Source organism: Celeribacter naphthalenivorans, assembly GCF_020524585.1.
Taxonomy (GTDB): Bacteria; Pseudomonadota; Alphaproteobacteria; order Rhodobacterales; family Rhodobacteraceae; genus Celeribacter; species Celeribacter naphthalenivorans.
On the sequence record NZ_JAIVLK010000007.1, the window covers coordinates 171,169 to 193,515 of the forward strand.

Here is a 22,347-nt window from a genome sequence, read left to right on the forward strand (position 1 = left end):
TGTTGGTCAGTTTAAGTGCATCGGTGCAACGGAGGTACAAATTTGCATGGTTTTCCGCAATAGGCGAGTTGACATGCGGAATGCGTAATGCAATGCGGAACGAAATGCTGCAAGCCACTTCCCTAGCCAGCGGGCCAGTCACTGCGAACACCCGAGGGAAACATGGCAACAGCCCAATCTAAATTCATCCGCACCACCAGTCTCATGGCTTTGGTCGCGTCCCTGTCTGCACACGGCGCGATGGCACAAGGCGCAGGCGAGATCATCATGCTCGACCCGATCATCGTGAGCGGCGAAAAGGTGGACCGTGACCTGTCCGAGACAGCGACCTCCGTCTCGGTGGTCGGTGAGGCGGAAATCGAAAACCAAAAGGTCGGCCGTGCCACCATCGACGAAGTGGTCGCCTCGACACCCAACGTGATCTACCCGGACAATGTCAGCGCGCCGGTGATCCGTGGCATCGACACACAGGGGCCGCAAAACGGTGCCGTGGCGTTCTTCGGCGGCACCGTGCCGCGTGGCACGGTCAGCGTCGACGGTCATTATCAGGACTTCTACGAACTGACCTTCGGGGCCTCCTCGACCTGGGATGTCGACACCGTCGAAGTGTTCAGCGGGCCACAGACCACCTCACAAGGCGCCAATGCCATCGCGGGGGCGATCGTGGTGAATACCAAAGATCCGACCTTCACCCCCGAAGGCGCCTACCGCGCCGAATACGGCAGCTACAACACGCGGCGTCTGTCCTTTGCCTATTCCAATGCGCTGAGCGACGATTTGGCGGGGCGGATTGCGGTGGATTATTCCGGTCGCGACGGGATCATCGATTACACCAACCCGGGCTTTGTGCCGGGAGACGCCAATCTCGATTTCGAGAACCTTAACCTGCGCGGCAAGCTGCTCTGGGCGCCGGCCGAAATTGCCGGTCTCGAGATGATGCTGACGCTGGCGCATAGTGACGGAAATCGCCCGACGCAGGAAATGGCAACCACCCCCTATGACGATCTCGACAACAGCTACGCGACCTCTCTGCCGAGCCTCGATGTCGAGGTGAACACCGCGACGCTCGATGTCAATTACGACTTTTTCAACGGGATGAAACTGTTCAATCAGTTGCAGGTCAGTCAGGCCGACACGCTGCGCACCACGGGGATCGGGCGCGGGGATGCGATCATTAAATCCGATGAGGTGTCCAATGAAATCCAACTCTCCTTTGGTGACACGGAGGATGAGCTGTCCGGCCTCGTGGGCTTCTACGCCAAGAAGGTCGACCGCAGCGACGATCTTTGGCTGTTCATCGCCAAAGCCGATGGCGTCGCCCCAGACACGGTGTATGAAGACGAGAAAACCTATCTCGGGCTGTTTGGCGAGACGACGTGGAACTTTGCCGATCGCTGGAGCCTGAATGCGGGGCTTCGCATCGAGAAAGACCGCATCCAGCGGACCGGGACCTCAAACTGGATCACTGAACCTGCCGATTACGACGAAACCTTTACCGAAGTGCTGCCGCGTCTGGCGCTGTCCTATGAGCTGACGCCCGAGTGGACCGTGGGCGCGCTTTACAGCAAAGGCTATAATCCGGGCGGCCTGTCGCCGAATTTCACGACCTACACTTGGGAAGAGTTCAAAGCAGAAACCATCGACAACTACGAGCTCTTTGCACGTGCGCGGCTGATGGGGGATCAGATGTTCCTGACGGCGAACCTGTTCTACATGGATTACGCCAATGCACAGTACAACGTGCTCAACGAAGTCTCTCCGGGCGTGTTCAACACCTACACGATCAATGCCGAAGAATCCTATGCCTACGGCCTGGACCTCGGGATCGACTATGCGCCGAGCTCTGTCCTGACGCTGAACGGCAGCCTTGGGTTGCTCAAGACAAAGATCACGGAGATCAGCCGAAACACCGATTTCGAGGACAACAGCTTTGCCAAGGCCCCGCCTGTGACCCTCTCGCTTGGGGCAGACTGGGCCGTGACGGATCAAATCCGTGTCGGCGGGCAACTGCGTCATGTGGCCGGGGGCTATTTCTCTGACGCGGAAAACACCGAAGACTACAAGATCGGCAATTACACGATCACGGATCTTCAGGCCTCCTATGCGTTCGATGACGGGATCGAGCTTTATGGCTATGTGAACAATATTTTCGACATTCGCGAAGATACGTTCAAGCAGTTCAACCGTACACAGGGAGGCACCGAGGCCGCCATCACCGCGCCGCGCACCGTCGGGATCGGCATTCGCGGAACATTTTAACATCGCTGCTTCACATCACGGCATGCACCGCAGCCGACGCCCCCCCTTCGCCTGCAAGGGGGGGGGGGCCGAAGTGCGTCTCGTCCCAAACATCACGCGGCTTGCCCCGCAGCTTGTCGCGATAAAGTCGCGCTTTATCGGTTTAAAAACCGGGAAGTTCAGACAATACACCCCGATATGCGCCGCATGGGTCAGGCCTGAGCGGAAACAAACAGAGCCTCCCACTCGACTATCATGGTGTAATTAAAGCACCTGCGCCCAAAGCGCGCTGAGCGGCAGGGCGAAGTTGCCCTCTCCCATGGTCAGCTTTTCCTGCCCGAGGTAAAACACGATCCCGACGGTGCTGCGGCCTTTGCCCGGCCCATTGTTGGCGAACCATTTCAGATGCTTGAAATCATCGGCCGCAACCGTGGTCGCGGCTTTGACTTCGATGCCAACCAACCGATGGCCGCCATCGATCAGAATATCGATCTCGCGACGATCCGCACTGCGCCAATGATAGAGACGATGGTCTTCGTCTTGCATCGGCAGAGCGCGTTGGAGTTCACCGACGACAAAGCTCTCCAACAGCCCGCCCAAGGCTTCGGGACTGTTGCCGATGTCAAAGGATCTGTCATTCAATCGGCGCAGCGCGCTGGCAATTCCGGTGTCCACGAAATGGAACTTTGGCTGTTTGATATCCCGTTTGCTCTCCCCCGGCATCCATGCGCTCAGCTTGGTCACCAAGGAGAGCCGCATGAGAATGTCGAGGTACTGATCCACCGTTTCGCGTTTGAGTTTTGCCAGTTTCGCCAGTTCGGAGGTGTTGATCTCTTGTGCGGTCCGCGCCGCCATTTGGTCGATCAGAAACCGAAGTGCATCGGGTTTGCGCACCGGCATGACATCAGCCACGTCGCGATCCACCACCGCATCGATATAATCGCGGTACTGCCGTTGCCGTGAACGGAGTGGCAGGGCGCGGATTTCGGGGTAACCGCCCATGAGGAGGAGATCGACATAGTCTTTGCGTCCCAGATGTGCGTGCTCTGCGATTTGCGACAGCTTTGGGTCCGGCTGCATCGCCCAGTCGATCAACCGGTTGACCGGCGCCCGATGGACCTCGGATGTCGTCAACGGCCAGAGTTTGAGCGTCTGCATTCGGCCCGCCAGCGAGTCCGCGACCTCCGCCGTTGTGAAAACGTTGGAGGAACCGGTCAGCACAAACTGCCCTTTCCGGCGATTGCGATCGACGATTTTCTTGATCGCCAAAGCAAGTTTCGGAGACCTTTGGGCCTCGTCGATGATCACCGGTGCATCCGGCTGTTCCTCGGCAAGGCTCGTCAGCTGACCTTCGGGGTCCGCCTCCATCGCCGCCAGAATCGCCGCATCGTCCAGCGTGAGGAAACGCCCCTGTTGAAACAGATCGCGCACAAGGGTCGTCTTGCCAACCTGACGTGGTCCGACAAGGTTGACAACGCGTGCCGTTGCCAGAGCGTCCTGCAGCTCAGGCGTCAGGTGGCGCGGGAGATATTCATCAGCATCATTCATGTCACGAGATGACTACCAAGAGGCTCACCAAATGTCCATTAGGACTTTCACGACATGACCTTTAGTGCCCGCACGAAACAACCATTACCCTCATGCCGCGTCAGACTGTGCGCACTGCAAGGAGCGGGTGCCGGCGGCCCACACTGATGGCACATGTAAATCGGGCAGGTTGCCACTCAAGGTGTCAAACCTGCCCGAACGTCGCTCAGAACAGTCGTCAGCGCACAACGTAGACCGACGATTTGGAATGACGCACGACGCGGGCGGCATTCGGACCCAAAAGGTAATCTTTGAGATCTGGACGATGCGCCCCAAGGATAATCAAATCCGCCTCGTCCTTTTCTGCGGCTTCAAGAATTTCATGGTAGGCGGTGCCGACGGCCACGATATGGCGCACCTGCGCATTCGCTTCGGCACCGAGCACCTCTTCGACGAAGTCGAACAAGGTTTTCTTGACGCTCTCGCGGACCTCTTTGGTGCGGTTTTCGTCGAAATAGCCGCCCACCCAACTCATGCCATAGTCGGGGAGCACAGTAATGACATCGAGCTGCGCATTCTCCACCGCAGCAAGCCGTTGCGCGGTCTCCAGCACTTTGATCTCATCTTTTGGACGGTTCACATCAATGGCACATAGAATGGTCTTGATCATGCCAGTTCTCCTTTGAGTTCACGCGAAGAGGCCGCCCGGCCACGTTGCAGGACGGTCACAAGGCCCAAAAGAAGGAGCGCAGGGATGAACATCAACTCTTTGGGGAGCTGATCGGCGGGGGCCTGCACGGCGGTCAGACGCACGGGCTCGTCGCCATAAAAGTCAAAACTGGCCAACTTGTCCGACAGATCGGTGCCAAACATCGGTTCGTCCATGACCATCGCGTCGCCCTCAGGCATCAGCATCAGACCAAGCGCATCGAGGCGCGCGGCCCCGCCCGGCTCTTCCGGGACGATCAGCGCAAGATGAAGCTCTTTCTCTTCAAGCGTGTCGAAATCCGGCCCCGTGACGACCACACGCAACTGCGATCCGACAGGTGCTTCGGCCAGGGCCTCTTCGACGGCGGCGGGGGCAATGTCGTGATAGGGCGACTGGATCATGTCCATGAAAAAGCCCGGTCGGAACAGAGCAAAGGCCACAAGCAAGAGCGCCGCAGTTTCCCAGATCCGCGACCGCGTGATGTAAAAGCCCATCGTGGCCGCCGTGAACACCAGAATGCCGATGGTCGCGATGACAAAGACAATGATCCCCTGCACCCAGGTCACATCGATCAACAAAAGATCGGTGTTGAAGATGAACACGAACGGCAGGGCCACGGTGCGCAGACTGTAGAAGAAGGCGGTAAAGCCGGTGCGGATCGCATCGCCGCCCGAGACCGCCGCCGCCGCGAAACTCGCAAGTCCCACAGGCGGCGTCACATCCGCCATGATCCCGAAATAGAACACGAACAGGTGCACGGCGATCAGCGGCACGATCAGACCCGATTGCGCGCCAAGCTCGACGACGACCGAAACCATGAGCGAGGACACAACGATATAGTTCGCCGTGGTCGGAAGGCCCATGCCGAGGATGAGCGACAGGATCGCCACGAACAGCAACATCAGAATGAGATTGCCGCCAGAAAGGAACTCGACGAAATCCGCCATCACCTGACCGATGCCGGTCAAGGACACGGTGCCGACGATGATCCCGGCGGTGGCGGTCGCAAGGCCAATGCCGATCATGTTGCGCGCACCGTCGATCATACCTTCGACGAGATCGACCACACCCTCTTTGACCTTCTGGCCCGCACCGCTTTCCCCTCGGAACATCGCCTTGAGCGGCTTTTGCGTCAGCAGGATAAAGAACAACAGGAAGGTCGCCCAAAACGCCGACAGGCCAGGCGATTTGCGTTCGATCATCAGGAAATAGACCAGAACGATGATCGGCATCAGGTAGTAAAGCCCGGCTTTCCAGAGCTTTGCCACATCGGGCAGTTCCACCACCTCGGCATTCGGATCGTCGGCCTCCAGCTCGTCGGCATCGGCGGCGAGCTTGATCAGCGCGACATAGATCACGCCGAGCAAGACGGCGAGAATCCAGCCAGAACCTTCCGGCACGGCAGAGGTGATCAGCCGGACCGGGAATTGCGTGGCATAGCACAGCGCACCAAAGCCCGCGAAGAACAGGAACATCCCCATGATCGTGCGCCAGAGCGACACCACCTTGTTGCCAATCGTGGGCATGTTGTTTTTCACCGCTTCGAGGTGAACGATATAGACCAGCGCGATATAGGAAATGATCGCGGGCACGAAGGCGTGCTTGATCACCTCGAAATAGGAAATGCCGACGTATTCCACCATGAGAAAGGCCGCTGCCCCCATCACGGGCGGCATGATCTGACCGTTCACAGAGGACGCGACCTCGACCGACCCGGCTTTCTCGGCCGAGAAACCCACGCGTTTCATCAGCGGAATGGTGAAGGTGCCGGTGGTGACCACATTGGCAATGGAGGAGCCGGAGATCAGACCAGTTGCAGCAGAGCCGACAACAGCGGCCTTGGCCGGACCGCCACGCAGGTGCCCCAGGGCGCCAAAAGCCATTTTGATGAAATAATTCCCGGCCCCGGCCTTATCGAGCAAAGCGCCGAACAGGACGAAGAGAAACACGAATTGCGTCGAGACGTTCAGCGCGATGCCAAAGACGCCCTCGGTCGTGATCCACATATGCGACATCGCCTTGCGCAGCGAGGCGCCCGCCCAGCGGATCGAGTCCGGCACGGCCTCGGACGCCCCGAAGAACACATAGGCCAGAAACACGATGGCCAGCACGACCATCACCGGACCGAGCGTCCGGTAGGCCGCAATGAACAAAAATGCCAGACCTGCCAAGGCGAAATAGGCGTCGCTTGCGTCCGCGAGCCCGCCATTCGCGACGATTTTCTCGTAGAACACATAGCCATACATGGCCAAAAAGGCCCCGCCGAGACCGAGAATCCAGTCATACCACGGGACCGACGTCTTGGAGGCGGATTTGAACAAAGGATAGGACATGGCCGACAGAAAGATCGCAAAGGCGAGGTGAATCTGTCGCGCGTTGTTGATCATGTCGCCGGGCAGCACTTTGAGCCCGATCGGAGACGCCAGGAGCACTTGGAAAACCGACCACAACAGCGCAACTGTCGCAATCACCTTACCCAATGTTCCCGGCACATTGCGTGCGCCACTGTCAGAGGCAGCAACCAGTTCCTGGAGCTCTTCCTCGTTCAACGCCCGTTTTTCAGCGTCTGCCATGTGTAACCACCCTGATATTATTTTTTGGGAAAAGGGCGGCACTGATGCGCCGCCCTCGAACTGTTAGGAACGGATTATTCCATCCAGCCCTGTTCTTTGTAGTACTTCTCAGCACCCGGATGCAGCGGAGCGGAGAGACCGTCTTTGATCATTTCTTCCGGCTTCAGGTTGGCGAAGGCCGGATGCAGACCTTTGAAGTCTTCAAAGTTGTCGAACACGGCGGACACCACGGCGTAAACTGCATCTTCGGACACGTCCGCGGAGGTCACGATGGTCGCGCCGACACCGAAGGTCTGCACGTCTTCGTCATTGCCACGGTACATGCCTGCCGGAATGGTCGCGGTCCGGTAGTAGGGGTTGTCGGCAACCAGTTCTTCAATCGCCGGGCCTGCCACTTCGACGAGCACGGAGTCACAGGCGGTGGTGGCCTCCTGAATGGACCCGGACGGGTGACCCACGGTGTAGACCATGGCGTCGATCTGGTTGTCGCACAGCGCCGCAGATTGTTCCGCAGGCTTCAGTTCGGTCGCCAGAGCGAAATCGTCGGTGGTCCAGCCAAGCTTGTCCATGACAACTTCCATGGTCGCGCGTTGACCGGAACCGGGGTTGCCGATGTTCATGCGCTTGCCTTTGAGATCTTCAAAGGTTTTCACGCCGGAATCTGCGCGCGCCACAACGGTGAAGGGCTCGGGGTGGATGGAAAACACGGCACGCAGGCCATCGAAGGGCTCACCATCGAACTGCACGACGCCGTTGAATGCGTTGTACTGGATGTCGGATTGCGCAACGCCGAATTCCAGCTCGCCTTCCTTGATCGTGTTCACGTTGTACACCGAACCGCCCGTGGATTCGACCGAACAACGCACGCCGGTTTCCTTGCGGTTCTTGTTGACCAGACGACAGATCGCGCCGCCGGCCGGGTAATACACACCGGTCACACCGCCGGTGCCGATGGTGACGAACTCTTCAGCCATCGCAGAGCCCGCAATCATCGCGGAAGCAGCAGCGGCAGCGAGGCCGAGTTTCATGTGTTTGGTCATAAGTGACTCCCTTAGTGTTTTTGGTCATCCCGAGGCATCCTCGCCTCAGAGATCGACCACTTCTCCAAGCGCCCGGTTGTGGCGCTCGATCTCTGATATGCGTTCCACAACATCCGGTCCGGCGTGTTGCGCAAGCATGGCCATGAGCATTTCAAGAAAAAATACCGTGGTGGTGTAAGTGTTAAAAAAGTTCGGAGTTTCCCCTGGAATGATGACCGAAGTATTGGCGTAACGCAATGCGGGGGAGGCATACCCATCCGTGATTACAGTGACATGCACCCCTTGACGTCGCGCAACCTCAGCCGCGTGGACCGAGACCCGCGCAGAGGGGGTCATGGTGATGACCAACATGGCGTCCCGCGCGTCCATCTCGCTGAGCGCTGAGCCGTAGGACGCCCCCATACGCCCGGCAAGCCGCCACTTATCGCCAAGAAAATTGGCCATATACCCGGCGTATTCCGCAATCCCCGTAGAGCCCAACGCCCCCACGATCAGCACGCGGCGCGCCTTGTGCAACACCTCGACCAGATCCGCGAGACGCGCAGGATCAAGCCCCCGCACAAGCTCATCAAGGTTGTGATGGGCCGTCTCCAGAGAGCGCATCAAAAGCCGTTCCGATGCACCCTGTTGATTCTCCCGAAGGTCCTTCGCGCGTGTGGCGAAGGTCGAAACCTTGAGGGAAAGCTGGGAGCGCACGGCTTCGCGCAGGGTTTCAAATGTTTCAAACCCCAAAGCGCGGGCCAGACGGCTGAAGGTAGCCGGAGCGATTCGCGCCTCCTCTGCGAGGGCCCGCAGCGACCGCGTCGCCACATCCAGCGGGTTTTCGACAAGATAATCCCCGGCCTCGCGCAGGCGCGGGCTCAAATCGGCGTAATGCTCCGCCAGCCTTTGCTGATAACTCGCCGACAATCTGCCATCCCGCGCATGTGATGTGGTTCTCAGGACTGTTTCAATTGTTTCAATTATTGTCAACTCTCGAACCATGTGTTTCATCATGTGAAAGGTGACCGCTTCAGGCGGCCTCTTCTCACCCGGAGCACAGATGATGACGCATGTTTTCTACCGCAATTCCCGCACCACACCGCCGACGGCCGTCCGTGGCGAAGGCGCTTACATTTATGACAGCACCGGCAAGCGGTATCTGGATGGCTCCGGCGGCGCGGCGGTGTCTTGTCTCGGGCATTCCGATCCCGATGTGATTGCGGCAGTGCAGGCACAGGTCGGAACGCTCGAATTTGCCCACACCGGCTTTTTCACCTCGGACCCTGCCGAAGCTCTGGCCGAACGCCTGATTGCCCATGCCCCCGACGGGCTTGATAAGGTCTATTTCCTGTCCGGCGGCTCGGAAGCGGTGGAAACCGCGCTTAAAATGGCGCGGCAATATTTCGTCGAAACCGGCGAACCGCAGCGCACGCGGTTCATCTCGCGCCGCCAAAGCTATCACGGCAACACTTTGGGCGCGCTCGCGGCGGGCGGCAATGTCTGGCGCAAGGCGCAATTCGCCCCGCTTCTCGCGGAAACCTCTCATATCGCGCCGTGTTATGCCTATCGCGAACAAGAGGCGGGCGAGAGCCTTGAGGCCTACGGTCTGCGGGCTGCCAATGCGTTGGAAGAAGAATTGCTGCGGGTCGGGCCGGACACTGTCATCGCCTTCATCGCGGAGCCGGTTGTCGGGGCGACGCTGGGCGCGGTGCCCGCTGTGCCCGGATATTTCAAACGCATCCGCGAGATTTGTGATCGCTACGGTGTGCTTTTGATCCTCGATGAGGTGATGTGCGGCATGGGGCGCACCGGCACGCTTTTCGCCTGTGAACAGGACGGCGTCGCCCCCGACATCCTCACCATCGCCAAGGGACTCGGTGCCGGGTATCAGCCGATCGGCGCCACGCTCTGTTCCGCCCGCATTCACGAGGCATTTGTGCAAGGCTCCGGTTTTTTTCAGCATGGCCACACCTATATCGGCCACCCGGTCGCCTGTGCAGCAGGCGATGCGGTCGTGACGAAACTTACGGAGGGCGGGCTTGTCGAACGCGCGGCCCGGATGGGCGACACCCTCGATCACGCCCTGCGCGCCGCGTTTGCGGATCATCCCCATATTGGCGACATGCGCGGGCGTGGCATGTTCCGCGGGCTGGAAATCGTCGCGGATCGCGACAGCAAAACCCCCTTCGATCCGGCGCTTGGGATCAACAAAAAGGTGAAAGCCGCTGCCTTCGAGGCCGGGCTGATCTGTTACCCGATGGGGGGCACAGTCGATGGGCAAAAGGGCGATCACGTGCTCCTCGCGCCGCCCTTCATCTTGACCGATGATCAGGTCGGGGAGTTGGTCGAAAAACTCAGCACCGCGTTTGAGAGCGCTTTGACCGGAGCCCTCTCGTGACCGCCCTGCCCCGCATCATGGTCGCCCCCAATGGTGCGACAAAGACCAAGGCCGACCACCCTGCGCTTCCGATGTCCCTTGATGAGCTGACCGACACCGCGCGGGCCTGCCAAACGGCAGGCGCACAGGGGCTGCATTTCCATTTGCGCACCCCCGAGGGCACGCACCTCCTCGACAGCGGCGCCTATCGCGAGGCTTTGGCGCATCTCTCGGAGCAGGTTCCGGGGCTGGCGCTTCAGATCACGACGGAGGCCGCAGGCATTTACCATCCGCCACATCAACGCCATGTCGCGCTGCACTCGGGCGCCTCGCTGGTCTCTGTCTCCCTGCGCGAAATGTTGCGGGATGGGGCGGAGGTGGCCGGGCGTTTTTATAGGGACTGCGCGGACGCCGGGATCACTGTCCAACATATCTGTTACGACCGGGAGGATGCCGAACATCTCGCCCGCGTGCTGCCATGTGAGCAGTTCGAAAATCCCGCGCTGCAACTCCTGTTCGTGCTGGGGCGCTATACGGCGGGGCAAATTTCCTCCCCCGACATGCTCACCCCCTTTACGCAATGGATGCGCAGCCGTGGGATCGCACCCGATTGGGCGGTCTGTGCCTTTGGGACGGGGGAAACGGCCGCGCTGACAGCTGCGGCTGCGTTGGGTGGGAAAATGCGAGTGGGCTTTGAAAATTCGCTGTGGCATGCCGATGGGACATTGGCCGAAAACAATGCCGCGCGGGTCGCAGACCTCTGTGCCGCCTTGGCGTTGAGCTAGAGGCAGGCGTCATGGTTTCACGACGCGCGTCGGGCGCGTGATATGAAAACACGCGCCCGTTGAGTGATATGTTCGACCCGATGTGGATCCGGTCAGAAAAACCGCACCCTTTTAGAACGAAGCAAGATCCTCAGGCAGGACGCCCTCCGGGATGTTCTGGAAGCACACCGGGCGCAGGAAACGGCGGATCGACAGGGTGCCGACCGAGGTCGCGCCAAAATTTGTCGACGCCGGGTAAGGCCCGCCGTGCACCATGGCATCGGCCACTTCGACACCTGTCGGGAAATTGTTCGCCATGACCCGGCCCGCCTTGCGCTCCAACACTGGCAGAAGTTTCCGCGCCAGCACCGCATCGCCTGCATCCATGTGCAGCGTCGCGGTCAATTGCCCCTCAAACCCCTTGGCCAACTCCACCATCTGCTCCGGCGTCTCGGTGCGGATGACCAGTCCAAGCGGCCCAAAGACCTCTTCGCCCAGAGCATGATCCTGCAGATAGGCCTGAGCATCGGTTTCATAAAGGTTCGGACAAACGTCACGCCCCGCGCTTTCGGTCTCGAACACCGCACGGACAGAGTTGCGGTCGTGGAACCGAGCCTTGCCCGCGACATAAGCCGAGGCGATGCCATCGGTCAGCATAGTCTGTGGCGCAACGGCGCTCAGGGCTTTGGCGGCGGCGGCCACAATGGCGTCCCCTTCCGACCCTTTGGCAATCACCGCGATGCCGGGGTTGGTGCAGAACTGCCCTGCCCCCATTGTCAACGACCCAGCCCAGCCCGTGCCGATGGCCTCACCACGCGCGGCGGCCGCTTCGGGCAGGATGAACATCGGGTTCACAGACCCCAGCTCCCCAAAGAAGGGGATCGGTTCCGGACGCTGCGCGCAAAGATCGAACAAGGCCCGACCACCGCCCAAAGAGCCTGTAAAGCCCACGGCCTTGATCAGCGGATGCTGCACGAGCGCGGCCCCGACCTCGCGTGTGCCGCCCTGAATGAACGAAAAAACACCCTTCGGCATGCCCGTCTTTTCAATCGCGGCATGGATCGCTTCGGCAATGATTTCGCCGGTGCCCGGGTGCGCAGAATGGCCTTTGACCACGACCGGACAGCCAGCCGCCAGTGCCGCAGCGGTGTCCCCGCCTGCGGTGGAAAAGGCCAGCGGAAAGTTCGATGCGCCGAAAACCGCAACGGGACCAATCGGACGCTGGATCATCCGCAGTTCCGGACGCGGCAGGGGCTGACGATCAGGCAGCGCCTCGTCGACACGGCGGTCGAGATAGGCGCCTTCACGAATATGCGTCGCGAAGAGGCGCAACTGCCCGGTGGTCCGGCCACGTTCGCCTTGCAAACGGCCCTCCGGCAAGCCGGTTTCCTGTGTGCCGATCTCGGTGATCGCCTCGGCACGGGCTTCGATTTCATCTGCGATGGCCTCAAGAAAGACCGCGCGTTCCTCGCGCGACGTGTAGCCATAGCTCCAAAAGGCCTCTTCTGCCGCCTCACAGGCAGCATTCACCAGATCAACCGTGCCGACACTAAATCTATGCGACGGCCCGTGGGCGGGCTCGGAGGCAAAGGTCTCGGCACTGGCGATCCAGTCGCCCGCGACCAGATGTTTGCCGTGCGGGGTGAAGACAGAGCTGTCCGTCATACTGCATCCTTTCAAAGTGTATTGTCTCATCAAAACGGGGCACAAAACGCGTCCCGATCACGCGCCTTTCGCGTGCTGAATGGCGGCGGCGATATAACCGTAGGAAAATGCGAAAGCGGCACCTTCCGGGTCCACGGCGTCGATCTCGGGCACATGATCCGGCATGACCATATACTGATAGCCGACCTCTTCGAGGACCCGCAGCACGCGCAACATATTCACATCGCCATCGTCGGGCAGCACCTCTGAGAACCCTCCTTTGCTACCCTGAATGTTCCGGAAGTGAATGTTGAACAGCTTTCCGCGCGTCCCGAACCACCGGATGATGTCGTCCATCTCGGCATCCGGCGCATCAAGGTTTTCGGCCATAGTTCCGATACAGAAGTTGAGACCGTGATAAGGGCTTTCGTGGGTCTCGACAAAACGCTTCATGCCTTCGAACGTGCCCAGAATACGGGTCACACCACGATAGCCGGGCGGGGTCCAGGGGTCGTGCGGATGACAGGCCAGCCGGACCTTGGCGCTGGTCGCGACCGGCACAACATGGCGCAGAAAATACTCGGCCCGCTCCCAGATCTCTTCTTCTTCCAGAGGCTCACACGGCGGCGCGGTGTCAGGGTCCATTTTGTCCCAGAAGAAGGACGGCAGGCGCGCACCGCCGCGCCCGATCTCATCTTCGCTGCGCGGGATGCCAATGTAGTTGAAGTTGTATTTGGCCGCCGGAATACCGGCCCGGGCACAATTCTCGATGAGCTCACAGATGCCCGCGATCTGGCGGTCCCGCTCCGGCCCGGCCAGAAGAATGTCGGCGCAGGGCGCGCGATCCACGGCCACCGAAGGCAACGGCAACTGGATCATATCCAAGATCATGCCATGAGATGCGACCTCATCACGGTGCCGCTCCAATGCCTCAAGCGTCCATTCCGTCCACGGCCCGGGCGGGTCCAGTGAAATATGGCGAACACCGAACTGTGTCAGCATCTTAAAGTCAGTGGCATGACGCGGTTCGCGCTGTGTTCCGATATACATGGGGCTCCTCCCGAATCTTAGGTCAGGTCAAGTCATAGTATGACTTAACGCGCCTGCCTAGCCCCAACTCGATCACCTGTCGGTCGCTTCACTGAGAGCAAGGGAGAGCGCGCGGTAGCGGGCCTGGGAATTTTCCAGATGCGCGCGCATCGCCGCCCTTGCCTCAACGGCATCCTGGATCGAAATGGCGTGAACGATGCGATCATGTTCCGCCTGAATGGTTTCAAGGTAGGTCTGGCTACGCGCCTCAGTCAGATTTGGCAGCGAAGCACGTGGGATGGCCGAGGGGCCGAACTGCGACAGGGCCTGTGGGAAATACCCGTTGTTGGCGGCCGTTGCGATCGCCATATGAAAATCGAAATCCGCTTGAGAGGTGCGGCTCTCATCCAGAATTGATTTTTTCATTATTGAGTTTTTTGACATAATATCAAATTCTTGAGAGCTAGTTCGGCGCAGTGCGGCCAATCCGGCGGCCTCCACCTCGATCGCCGTGCGAAACTCGATCAACTCAATTGTACGAGGAATCGAGCGGCGTTCATCCTGTGACAGAGTCAAAAGAGCGTTGGGCAGTTTCTCCGCCACGAAGACGCCTTTGCCCTGCACCGGATTGACGATGCCTGCGGCACGCAACTCGGCAATCGCCTCGCGGATGACGGTGCGACTGACGCCAAAGGCCTCCATCAGCTTGGGTTCGGTTGGAAGCTGGGCGCCGAGCGGCGTGCGCCCGCTTTCAATATCTTGACGGATCTGCGCCACGACACTCTCTGCCAGGCGGGCCTTCGTTTTGCGTACTTCGAGCATATTTTGAGACTCATGTTGCGTATAGAATGGAATCATACTATGACTCATCGTATGAATTGTTGATATCATCCCTTAATGCTCTCACCAAGTCAAATGTGGGACAGGGGTGAGCAGAGAGGAAGCATCGCGCCATGGACACGCAAGAGATCAAATCCGCACTCGGAGGGGGGCTTCTTTCCTTTCCCGTCACACCGTTTGACAGCGAAGGCGCCTTTGCCCCTGATGTTTATGCCGAGCACATCGAATGGCTGTCAGGCTATAATGCCTCGGCACTGTTTGCGGCAGGCGGCACGGGCGAGATGTTCTCGCTGCGACCCGATGAAATCCCGGGCATCGTGCGCGCTGCGAAATCCGCCTCCGGCAATGTTCCGATTGTTTCCGGCTGTGGCTGGGGCAGCGCGGTGGCCGTGGACTTGGCCCGCGAGATCGAGAAAGCAGGAGCGGACGGAATTCTGCTCCTGCCCCACTATCTGATCGACGCGCCGCAAGAGGGGCTTTATGCCAATGTCAAAGCGGTTTGCGATGCCACGGGCCTGGGTGTGACCGTCTACAACCGTGACAATTGTGTCCTCGAAGCCGATACGCTGTCGCGTTTGGCGGACGATTGCCCGAACCTGATCGGCTTCAAGGATGGCACGGGAGATCTGGCCCTCGTGCGCAAAATAACTGCAACGCTGGGGGATCGGCTGACCTATATCGGCGGCATGCCGACAGCCGAGCTCTTCGCCGAGGCCTATCTTGGCGCAGGCTTCACAACCTACTCCTCTGCCGTGTTCAACTTTGTGCCCGGCCTTGCGCAGGAATTCTACAAGGCACTCCGAGCCGAAAAGCGCGATGTATGTGGGCGTATTCTGAACGAGTTCTTTTTCCCCTTCATGGATATTCGTGCCCGCAAGCCCGGATATGCCGTCTCCGCCATCAAGGCGGGTGTGCGTCAACAAGGCTTTGCCGTCGGCAAGGTGCGTGCGCCGCTGACCGATTTAACGGGGGAAGAAGAAGAAATGCTTCAGGACCTGATTGCACAGACAAAGCAGGCAGCCTGAACCACATAACCGTTTGGCGGCCAAGGAGGATTGGCGCCAAACAGGAACAACCCAAGGGAGGAAACGATGGGTGTACAATCTTTGAAGTCCGGGGTCGCCGCTGGCATTCTGGCGGCAAGCCTCGCCGCGAGCGGCATGACCCCCGCCATGGCCGCAACGCCAGAGGACACGCTTGTGTACGGCACGTCCTTGGCACAGGTGATTTCTCTCGATCCGCATCAGGGCCAAGAGGTGACCTCGCTGGAGATCATGGCAAATCTCTATGACCGCCTCGTGGCCTCCGATGCGGCGGGCAACTTGACGCCGCAACTGGCCGAAAGCTGGGAGATCACCGAGGACGGGATCACCTTCCATCTGAAGGACGCCGTGTTCAACAACACCGGCAATCCCGTGACCGCTGAGGATGTGGTCTGGTCGATCCGCCGGGTGTTGAAACTGAATCAGGCGCCAGCCGCCAAACTGGGGTCGACGGGATATACGGCAGAGAATATCGACAGCCTGACCGAGGCACTTGATGACCGCACCTTCCGCATCGCATTGACCGGCGAAGTGGCGGCAGACTTCCTGCTGTATCGCCTCTCCGAAGTGGCCGCCTCCGTCGTCGAGCGGGCCGAAGTGATGGAGCATGAGGCAGATGGCGATATGGGCAACGGATGGTTGCGGACCCATGCCGCCGGTTCCGGCCCCTTCGATCTGCAACGCTGGGCGCCGAATGACATCGTGATCATGAATGCCGATGAAGACAACTGGAGCGGCGCGCCCATCCTGAAACGCGTTGTCATGCGTCACGTGCCCGAAAGCCAGGCCGAGCGCTTGATGCTGGAGCGCGGCGACATCGACATCGCCGGCGCTTTGTCGCCCAAGGATATCGCATATTTCTCGGACAAGGACGGGGTCGACGTGCGCGGCATTTCCACCGGCGGGTTCTACGCGCTGGCCATGAATGTCACTCAGGAGCCCTATTCCAACCCCAAAGTGCGCGAGGCGATTTTCCACGCCATCGACTACGACGGGATCGAGCAGGCGATCATGGGCCCCTACGGCAAAAAGCGCCTGCTTCCGGTGCCGATGGCCTATGAGGGCGCTTTGCCGGACCCGGATTGGGACTACAACCCCGAGAAGGCACGCGCCTTGCTGGCCGAGGCGGGCTACCCGGACGGCTTCACGACCAACATCAAAGTGATCGCCCAAACGCCACGGGTCGAGCTTTCGACGGCCATTCAGGCGGGTCTTGCCGACATCGGGATCGAGGCGTCCATCACGCAGGGCAGCGGCGCGGACATTGTGCCGGATCACCGGGCGCGGAACTTTGAACTTTTGGTGCCGCAAACCGGGGCCTATATGCCCAACCCGATGGGCGCGATGGAGCAGTTTTCGAACAATCCCGACAATAGCCCCGAAGCGAACAATGCGGGCAATTTTGTCTGGCGCTCCGGCTGGGACATCCCAGAGTTGACGGAATTGACCGCCCGCACCATGAAGGAAAACGACCCTGAGAAACGTGTCGCCATGTATGGTGAAATGCAACAGGCCTTCGTCGATGCGGTGCCCGCGATCCTGCCGATGTTCGAACGGTTTCTGCCGCTGGCGATCTCGACCGACGTGAAAGGCTACGAAGGGCATCCGCAGCAGGTGACACGCCTCGACAAAGTCTCGAAATCGGAGTGAACTGAATGGCACGGTCTGTCATGAAATCCGTGGCGTCGATGAAGCTGGGTCAGAGAGTGATCCAGCTTCTCCTCAGCCTGCTTGTGCTTATCGCGGTGACATTTGTGATTGGCCGTGTTTTGCCCACCGACCCGGTGGGCACCTTGGTCGGGGAACTGGCCGACCCCGAGGCCTATGCCGCGATGCGCGCGCGCCTTGGGTTGGATCAACCTGTGCTGGTGCAGTTCGGACACTATGTCTGGAACATGCTGCACGGCGATCTCGGGGTCGCGGCGCTGACCGGCAACCCGGTCGCCGAAGACCTCTGGCGCGCCTTCCCGGCAACGCTCGAACTGGCCACACTGGCGATCGTGTTGTCGATGCTCATCGGGGTGCCCCTCGGGTTGACCGCCGCATTGCGCCGCGACACATGGGTCGATCAGACGATCCGTGTGATTTCTCTCGTGGGGCATTCGGTTCCTGTGTTCTGGCTTGGGATGATCGGCTTGCTGATCTTCTATGCGATCCTTCAGGTCGTGGGCGGCCCCGGCCGGATCGATGTCTATTACGAGGGCATCGTCCCCAATGTCACCGGCATGATCCTTGTCGACAGCCTTTTGGCCGGTGAGACTGACATCTTTCGCAATGCCCTGACACATATCATCCTGCCCGCCTCGATGCTGGCCTATGCGGCCATGGCCTATATCACCCGCATGACACGCAGCTTTGCGCTGGAACAATTGTCGCAAGACTATGTCATCGCCGCGCGCGCCAAAGGTGTCAGCCCGGCAAAGATTCTCGGGCGGCATATCCTGCCCAACATTGGCGTCCAACTCATCACCGTCGCCGCGATTTCCTATGGCAGCCTGCTCGAAGGTGCCGTGGTGACCGAAGTCGTCTTCTCCTGGCCCGGCATTGGGCAGTATATGACCAGCGCCCTGTTGATCGGCGACATCAATGCAGTGGTCGCAGCCACGATCATCATCGGAGTGGTGTTTATGCTTCTGAATTTCCTGTCGGACATTGCCTACACTCTTCTGGACCCCCGCACCAAGGAGGCAGCATGAGCGCCCCATCCATGTCTCACACCACTGAGGGCGCCCTGAGCAAACGCCCGAATATCGCGATGCGGTTTCTGCGTCATCCGTTTTGGGGCAACTTGGCACGCGAGCCCTTGGGGCTCACCGGTTTCATCCTGATCGGCCTGTTGGTCCTGGTGGCCCTGTTCGCGCCGCTTCTGGCCCCCTATTCACCGAACCGTCAGGTTCTGTCCGATGCGCTTTCGGCGCCCTCGGCGGCACATTGGGCGGGCACAGATGAATTCGGCCGCGATATTCTCAGCCGTCTGATCTGGGGCTCACGTTTGACGCTGCGCACGGTGTTGTCGGTCTCCGCCATTGTTGGCCCCATCGGGTTGATCATCGGCGTCGTCGCCGGCTACTTCGGCGGCTGGACCGATACGATCCTGATGCGGATCACCGATATCGTGCTGTCCTTCCCGTCGCTCGTCCTCGCGCTGGCCTTTGCCGCCGCCATCGGCCCGGGCCTGAACACCGCGATCATCGCGATCTCGCTGACCTCCTGGCCGCCAATCGCGCGTCTGGCACGGGCGGAAACGCTGGTGGTCCGCAATTCCGATTACGTCTCGGCAGCGCGGGTCTATGGCGCAGGACATCTGCGCCTGATCGCGCTCTATGTGACGCCCATGTGCATTCCGTCCGTCGTGGTGCGCCTGACGCTGAATATGGCGGTGATCACCCTGACGGCGGCCTCTCTCGGGTTCTTGGGACTGGGCGCACAGCCGCCAGCCCCGGAATGGGGCGCGATGATCTCCGCCGGGCGACAATATATGATCGACTACTGGTGGGTGGCCGTGATGCCCGGCATCGCGATCCTGCTGACCAGCCTTTCCTTCAACATCGCAGGCGACGCCCTGCGCGACATCCTGGATCCGCGCCATGACCGTTCCTGATACAAAGCCCGCCGCCCCGACCCTGCGCGTGCAGGGGCTGAACGTCCGCTACGGTCGCGGCGCGCTCAAGGCCGTCAACGGCGTCGATCTCACGCTCTCCGCAGGCCGTCTCGGCATCGTCGGGGAAAGCGGTTCCGGCAAGTCCACCGTGGGGCGCGCCCTGATGCGACTTCTGCCGCCCTCGGCCACGGTCGAGGCCGATCTGATGGAGCTTGAAGGGCGGGATCTGCGAAAGTTGAATGAAAGAGGCTTTCGCAAACTGCGCGGCAAAGACATGGCGCTGATCATGCAGGACCCGCGCTATTCCCTGAACCCTGTGCGCTCGATCGGCGATCAGGTGGCCGAAGCCGCAAATCTGCACCTCGGGCTGAAGGGCCGCGCCGCGCGCAACGCCGCCGCAGAGATGCTTGACCGGGTGCGCATTCGCAACGTTGCCAGCGTCATGGACCTCTACCCTCATCAAATTTCCGGCGGTATGGGCCAGCGGGTGATGATCGCGATGATGCTGATTGCCCGGCCCCGCCTTGTCATCGCGGATGAACCGACCTCGGCACTGGATGTCAGTGTCCGCGCTGAGGTTCTGGAGTTGCTCGACGAATTGGTGCGTGAACAAGGCTCCTCCCTGATCCTGATCAGCCACGACATCCGCATGGTTGCCGCCTTTTGCAACGAGGTGGCGGTCATGTACAAGGGACGTGTGGTCGAGATGATCCAAGACCTGACACAGGCCAAGCACATCTATACCCAAGGGCTCTTGTCGGCGCTGCCCGATCCTTCCAATCCCGTGCGGCGCCTTCACGTGCCGGATCGCAAACGGCTCGAACAGATGGAGGCTCAGTCATGAGCACCAAAAACCATGCCATTGAAGTCAGGGGACTCGACGTTGTCTATGGCGAGGGCGAGCATCGCAACCATGTGGTCCGCGCCTTGGACTTTGACGTCCGGCGCGGCGAAACGCTGGGGATCGTTGGGGAATCCGGCTGCGGCAAGTCCACCGTGCTGCGGTGCCTGACCGGCCTTGAGCGCGGCTGGAGCGGCGAAATTCGCGTCGAAGGAAGCCCCGTCTCGCACCGCCGCACCCAAGAAGAATTGCGCCGATTGCAGCTGGTGTTCCAAGACCCTTTTGCCTCTTTGCACCCGCGCCACCGCATCCGCCGCGCGATCACGGAACCTTTGCGCTGCATGGGGCTTGCCGTGCGCCCGGGACAAGTGGAAGACGCACTGGAACAGGTCGGGCTGCCGGGCAGTTTCGCCGAGCGTTTCCCACATGAGTTGTCGGGCGGCCAGCGCCAGCGCGTGGCCATCGCCCGCGCTCTGGTTTTGAACCCGCCCATCCTGTTGCTGGACGAACCGACCTCGGCCTTGGATGTCAGCGTTCAGGCCGAAGTGCTCAACCTCTTGTCGGATAAGAAAGACGCCGAAGCACTTACCTATGTGATGGTCAGCCATGACCTGTCGGTCATCGCGCATATGTGCGATCGTATTCTGGTGATGAAGGACGGCCGATTTGTCGATGAGTTCGCACCAGAGGCCATTGCCGCGCGTCGCGCCACTGACCCCTATGCCCAGCATCTGATCGATGCCAGTTTTGTCTGAAGGAAATGCCGTGACACTGCCTCATACCACATTGACCGACGTGCATGACCCAGCCTTTGTGGCGCGACTGAAAGAGGACGCGCGCGGCCAACTTGATCTGTTCCGCGCCAGTCTGCGCCCGGATGGACGGTTGGCGGTTCTCGACCGCGACGGGGCCGCCATCGAAGGCCCGCAGGAGCTGATCACCACAACGCGACTGGTACATTCCTACGCCTTGGGACATTTGGCGGGGCATCCCGGCTGTATGCCTCTGGTCGATGCCGGGATGCGCGCCCTATGGGACAACCACCGGGACAGCGCGTATGGCGGCTATATTTGGTCTTTCGACGCAAACGGCCCTGTCGACACCGACAAGCTGGCCTATGGCCACATGTTTGTTCTGCTGGCAGCCGCCAGCGCCGAGGCCGCGGGCCATGCGGACGCAAAACGTCTGCGCGATGATGTCACGCAGGTGATCTCTGAACGCTTTTGGGACGAACCTGCGGGCTTGATGCAAGACGAATTCCGCCGGGATTGGAGCATCTTTTCGGACTATCGCGGCATGAACGCCAACATGCATGGAATCGAAGCGCATTTGAGTGCGTTCGAGGCCTCGGGCGAGGCCGTTTATCTCGAACGCGCCGGACGGATTTTGTCCTTTTTCGTCGATCACATTGGCGCCTCCAACGGCTGGCGATTGCCGGAACATTACCGCGCGGACTGGAGCGTGGACGAAACCTATGAGGGCAATCCGATGTTCCGCCCCTATGGAACAACGCCAGGCCATTCCTTCGAGATCGGCCGCCTTCTTTTGCAGCATTGGGACCTCTCGGGACGCCCCGACACCGGGGCGCTGCAGAAGGCACGGGCGCTGATCGAAACCGCGCTCAATGATGCCTGGTTGCCCGAGGGAGGGTTTGCCTACACGCTCGATTTCGATGGATCGCCGCGTGTGCGTGACCGATATTGGTGGCCTGTGGCCGAAGCGATTGGGGCCGTTGCTACACTTTTAAAAGTCGACGGGCGCGCCTCGGACCACGCGTGGTACACCCGCCTTTGGGACACCGCTTTTACCTTGTTTATCGATCAAAAGGGCCATGGCTGGTTCCCGGAAATCGATGCACAAGGCCGTCCCTGCGACCGCCAGTTCACCGGCAAACCGGACATCTATCACTCCCTTCAGGCCGTTTTGTATCCGCTGCATGATGGGGTGTCGCAGCACTATGAGGGCATCACCGGGCTGCTTTCCGAAACCTCTGAGTAGAAAGATGCGGGCCTTCGCAAGCAGCCTTCGCGCGGGTGAAAACGGCCCTTTGTGAAATCGTACTGCATGGCCCGGCGGGCCAACGTGCTTCATGGACGCATGGTGCAAAAGCCAAAGCGCATGGGGAATGAGGCATGGGGC

At 60.1% G+C, this 22,347-nt stretch carries 18 protein-coding genes; 10 read left to right on the plus strand and 8 right to left on the minus strand.

Features of this window, described 5'->3' with window-relative positions; translation table 11 throughout:
- Positions 1 to 162: 162 nt before the first annotated feature.
- Positions 163 to 2,259 carry a TonB-dependent receptor gene (locus tag LC094_RS15960; RefSeq protein WP_226553791.1) on the plus strand — a complete coding sequence of 699 codons (2,097 nt, stop codon included), beginning with the start codon at positions 163 to 165 and terminating at the stop codon, positions 2,257 to 2,259.
- Positions 2,260 to 2,502: 243 nt separating this feature from the next.
- On the opposite strand, the gene LC094_RS15965 is transcribed toward LC094_RS15960, so the two are convergent.
- From LC094_RS15965 to LC094_RS15985, 5 genes are all read right to left on the minus strand, one after another.
- A complete protein-coding gene (locus LC094_RS15965) occupies positions 2,503 to 3,786 on the minus strand; it encodes an ATP-binding protein (RefSeq protein WP_226553792.1) in 1,284 nt (427 codons plus the stop codon).
- 217 nt (positions 3,787 to 4,003) lie between these two features.
- Positions 4,004 to 4,435 carry a universal stress protein gene (locus tag LC094_RS15970; RefSeq protein ID WP_226553793.1) on the minus strand — a complete coding sequence of 144 codons (432 nt, stop codon included), beginning with the start codon at positions 4,433 to 4,435 and terminating at the stop codon, positions 4,004 to 4,006.
- Positions 4,432 to 7,047 carry a TRAP transporter permease gene (locus LC094_RS15975; protein WP_226553794.1) on the minus strand — a complete coding sequence of 872 codons (2,616 nt, stop codon included), beginning with the start codon at positions 7,045 to 7,047 and terminating at the stop codon, positions 4,432 to 4,434. Before LC094_RS15975 ends, LC094_RS15970 begins: the two co-directional genes overlap by 4 nt.
- Before the next feature lie 74 nt (positions 7,048 to 7,121).
- A complete protein-coding gene (locus tag LC094_RS15980; RefSeq protein WP_226553795.1) occupies positions 7,122 to 8,087 on the minus strand; it encodes a TAXI family TRAP transporter solute-binding subunit in 966 nt (321 codons plus the stop codon).
- A 45-nt stretch (positions 8,088 to 8,132) separates the two neighbouring features.
- Positions 8,133 to 8,996, minus strand: coding sequence for a MurR/RpiR family transcriptional regulator (locus LC094_RS15985; RefSeq protein ID WP_226553796.1), 864 nt, complete (start codon positions 8,994 to 8,996; stop codon positions 8,133 to 8,135).
- Between the two features lie 136 nt (positions 8,997 to 9,132).
- Here LC094_RS15985 and LC094_RS15990 point away from each other — a divergent pair, with 136 nt between their 5' ends.
- Both LC094_RS15990 and LC094_RS15995 read left to right on the plus strand, forming a co-directional pair.
- Positions 9,133 to 10,467, plus strand: a complete 1,335-nt coding sequence (locus tag LC094_RS15990) for an aspartate aminotransferase family protein (RefSeq protein ID WP_226553958.1) — start codon at positions 9,133 to 9,135, stop codon at positions 10,465 to 10,467.
- The gene (locus LC094_RS15995; protein WP_226553797.1) at positions 10,464 to 11,231 is read left to right on the plus strand and encodes a 3-keto-5-aminohexanoate cleavage protein; all 768 of its coding nucleotides are present in this window, start codon (positions 10,464 to 10,466) and stop codon (positions 11,229 to 11,231) included. The genes LC094_RS15990 and LC094_RS15995 overlap by 4 nt, the downstream gene beginning before the upstream one ends.
- 111 nt (positions 11,232 to 11,342) lie before the next feature.
- Here LC094_RS15995 and LC094_RS16000 read toward each other — a convergent pair whose 3' ends face one another.
- From LC094_RS16000 to LC094_RS16010, 3 genes are all read right to left on the minus strand, one after another.
- Complete coding sequence (locus LC094_RS16000) at positions 11,343 to 12,875, minus strand: aldehyde dehydrogenase (NADP(+)) (RefSeq protein WP_226553798.1); 1,533 nt, start codon at positions 12,873 to 12,875, stop codon at positions 11,343 to 11,345.
- A gap of 57 nt (positions 12,876 to 12,932) precedes the next feature.
- Positions 12,933 to 13,904, minus strand: a complete 972-nt coding sequence (locus tag LC094_RS16005; RefSeq protein ID WP_226553799.1) for a mannonate dehydratase — start codon at positions 13,902 to 13,904, stop codon at positions 12,933 to 12,935.
- A gap of 72 nt (positions 13,905 to 13,976) precedes the next feature.
- Entirely contained in the window at positions 13,977 to 14,741 is a 765-nt protein-coding gene (locus LC094_RS16010; protein WP_226553800.1) for a FadR/GntR family transcriptional regulator, read from the minus strand.
- Between the two features lie 95 nt (positions 14,742 to 14,836).
- Here LC094_RS16010 and kdgD point away from each other — a divergent pair, with 95 nt between their 5' ends.
- The 7 genes from kdgD to LC094_RS16045 all read left to right on the plus strand — a co-directional run bounded on the left by kdgD (position 14,837) and on the right by LC094_RS16045 (position 22,206).
- Positions 14,837 to 15,748, plus strand: coding sequence for a 5-dehydro-4-deoxyglucarate dehydratase (kdgD, locus tag LC094_RS16015; RefSeq protein ID WP_226553801.1), 912 nt, complete (start codon positions 14,837 to 14,839; stop codon positions 15,746 to 15,748).
- Positions 15,749 to 15,814: 66 nt separating this feature from the next.
- Positions 15,815 to 17,416: an ABC transporter substrate-binding protein gene (locus tag LC094_RS16020; protein ID WP_226553802.1), complete on the plus strand. Its 1,602-nt coding sequence runs from the start codon at positions 15,815 to 15,817 to the stop codon at positions 17,414 to 17,416.
- Between the two features lie 5 nt (positions 17,417 to 17,421).
- Entirely contained in the window at positions 17,422 to 18,462 is a 1,041-nt protein-coding gene (locus LC094_RS16025) for an ABC transporter permease (protein ID WP_226553803.1), read from the plus strand.
- Positions 18,463 to 18,521: 59 nt separating this feature from the next.
- The gene (locus LC094_RS16030) at positions 18,522 to 19,367 is read left to right on the plus strand and encodes an ABC transporter permease (RefSeq protein ID WP_404815035.1); all 846 of its coding nucleotides are present in this window, start codon (positions 18,522 to 18,524) and stop codon (positions 19,365 to 19,367) included.
- A complete protein-coding gene (locus LC094_RS16035; RefSeq protein ID WP_226553805.1) occupies positions 19,354 to 20,211 on the plus strand; it encodes an ABC transporter ATP-binding protein in 858 nt (285 codons plus the stop codon). Before LC094_RS16030 ends, LC094_RS16035 begins: the two co-directional genes overlap by 14 nt.
- Positions 20,208 to 20,963, plus strand: coding sequence for an ABC transporter ATP-binding protein (locus tag LC094_RS16040; RefSeq protein ID WP_226553806.1), 756 nt, complete (start codon positions 20,208 to 20,210; stop codon positions 20,961 to 20,963). Before LC094_RS16035 ends, LC094_RS16040 begins: the two co-directional genes overlap by 4 nt.
- 10 nt (positions 20,964 to 20,973) lie before the next feature.
- Positions 20,974 to 22,206 (plus strand): AGE family epimerase/isomerase, encoded by a 1,233-nt coding sequence (locus LC094_RS16045; RefSeq protein ID WP_226553807.1) that lies wholly within the window; start codon positions 20,974 to 20,976, stop codon positions 22,204 to 22,206.
- The last annotated feature ends 141 nt before the right edge of the window (positions 22,207 to 22,347 follow it).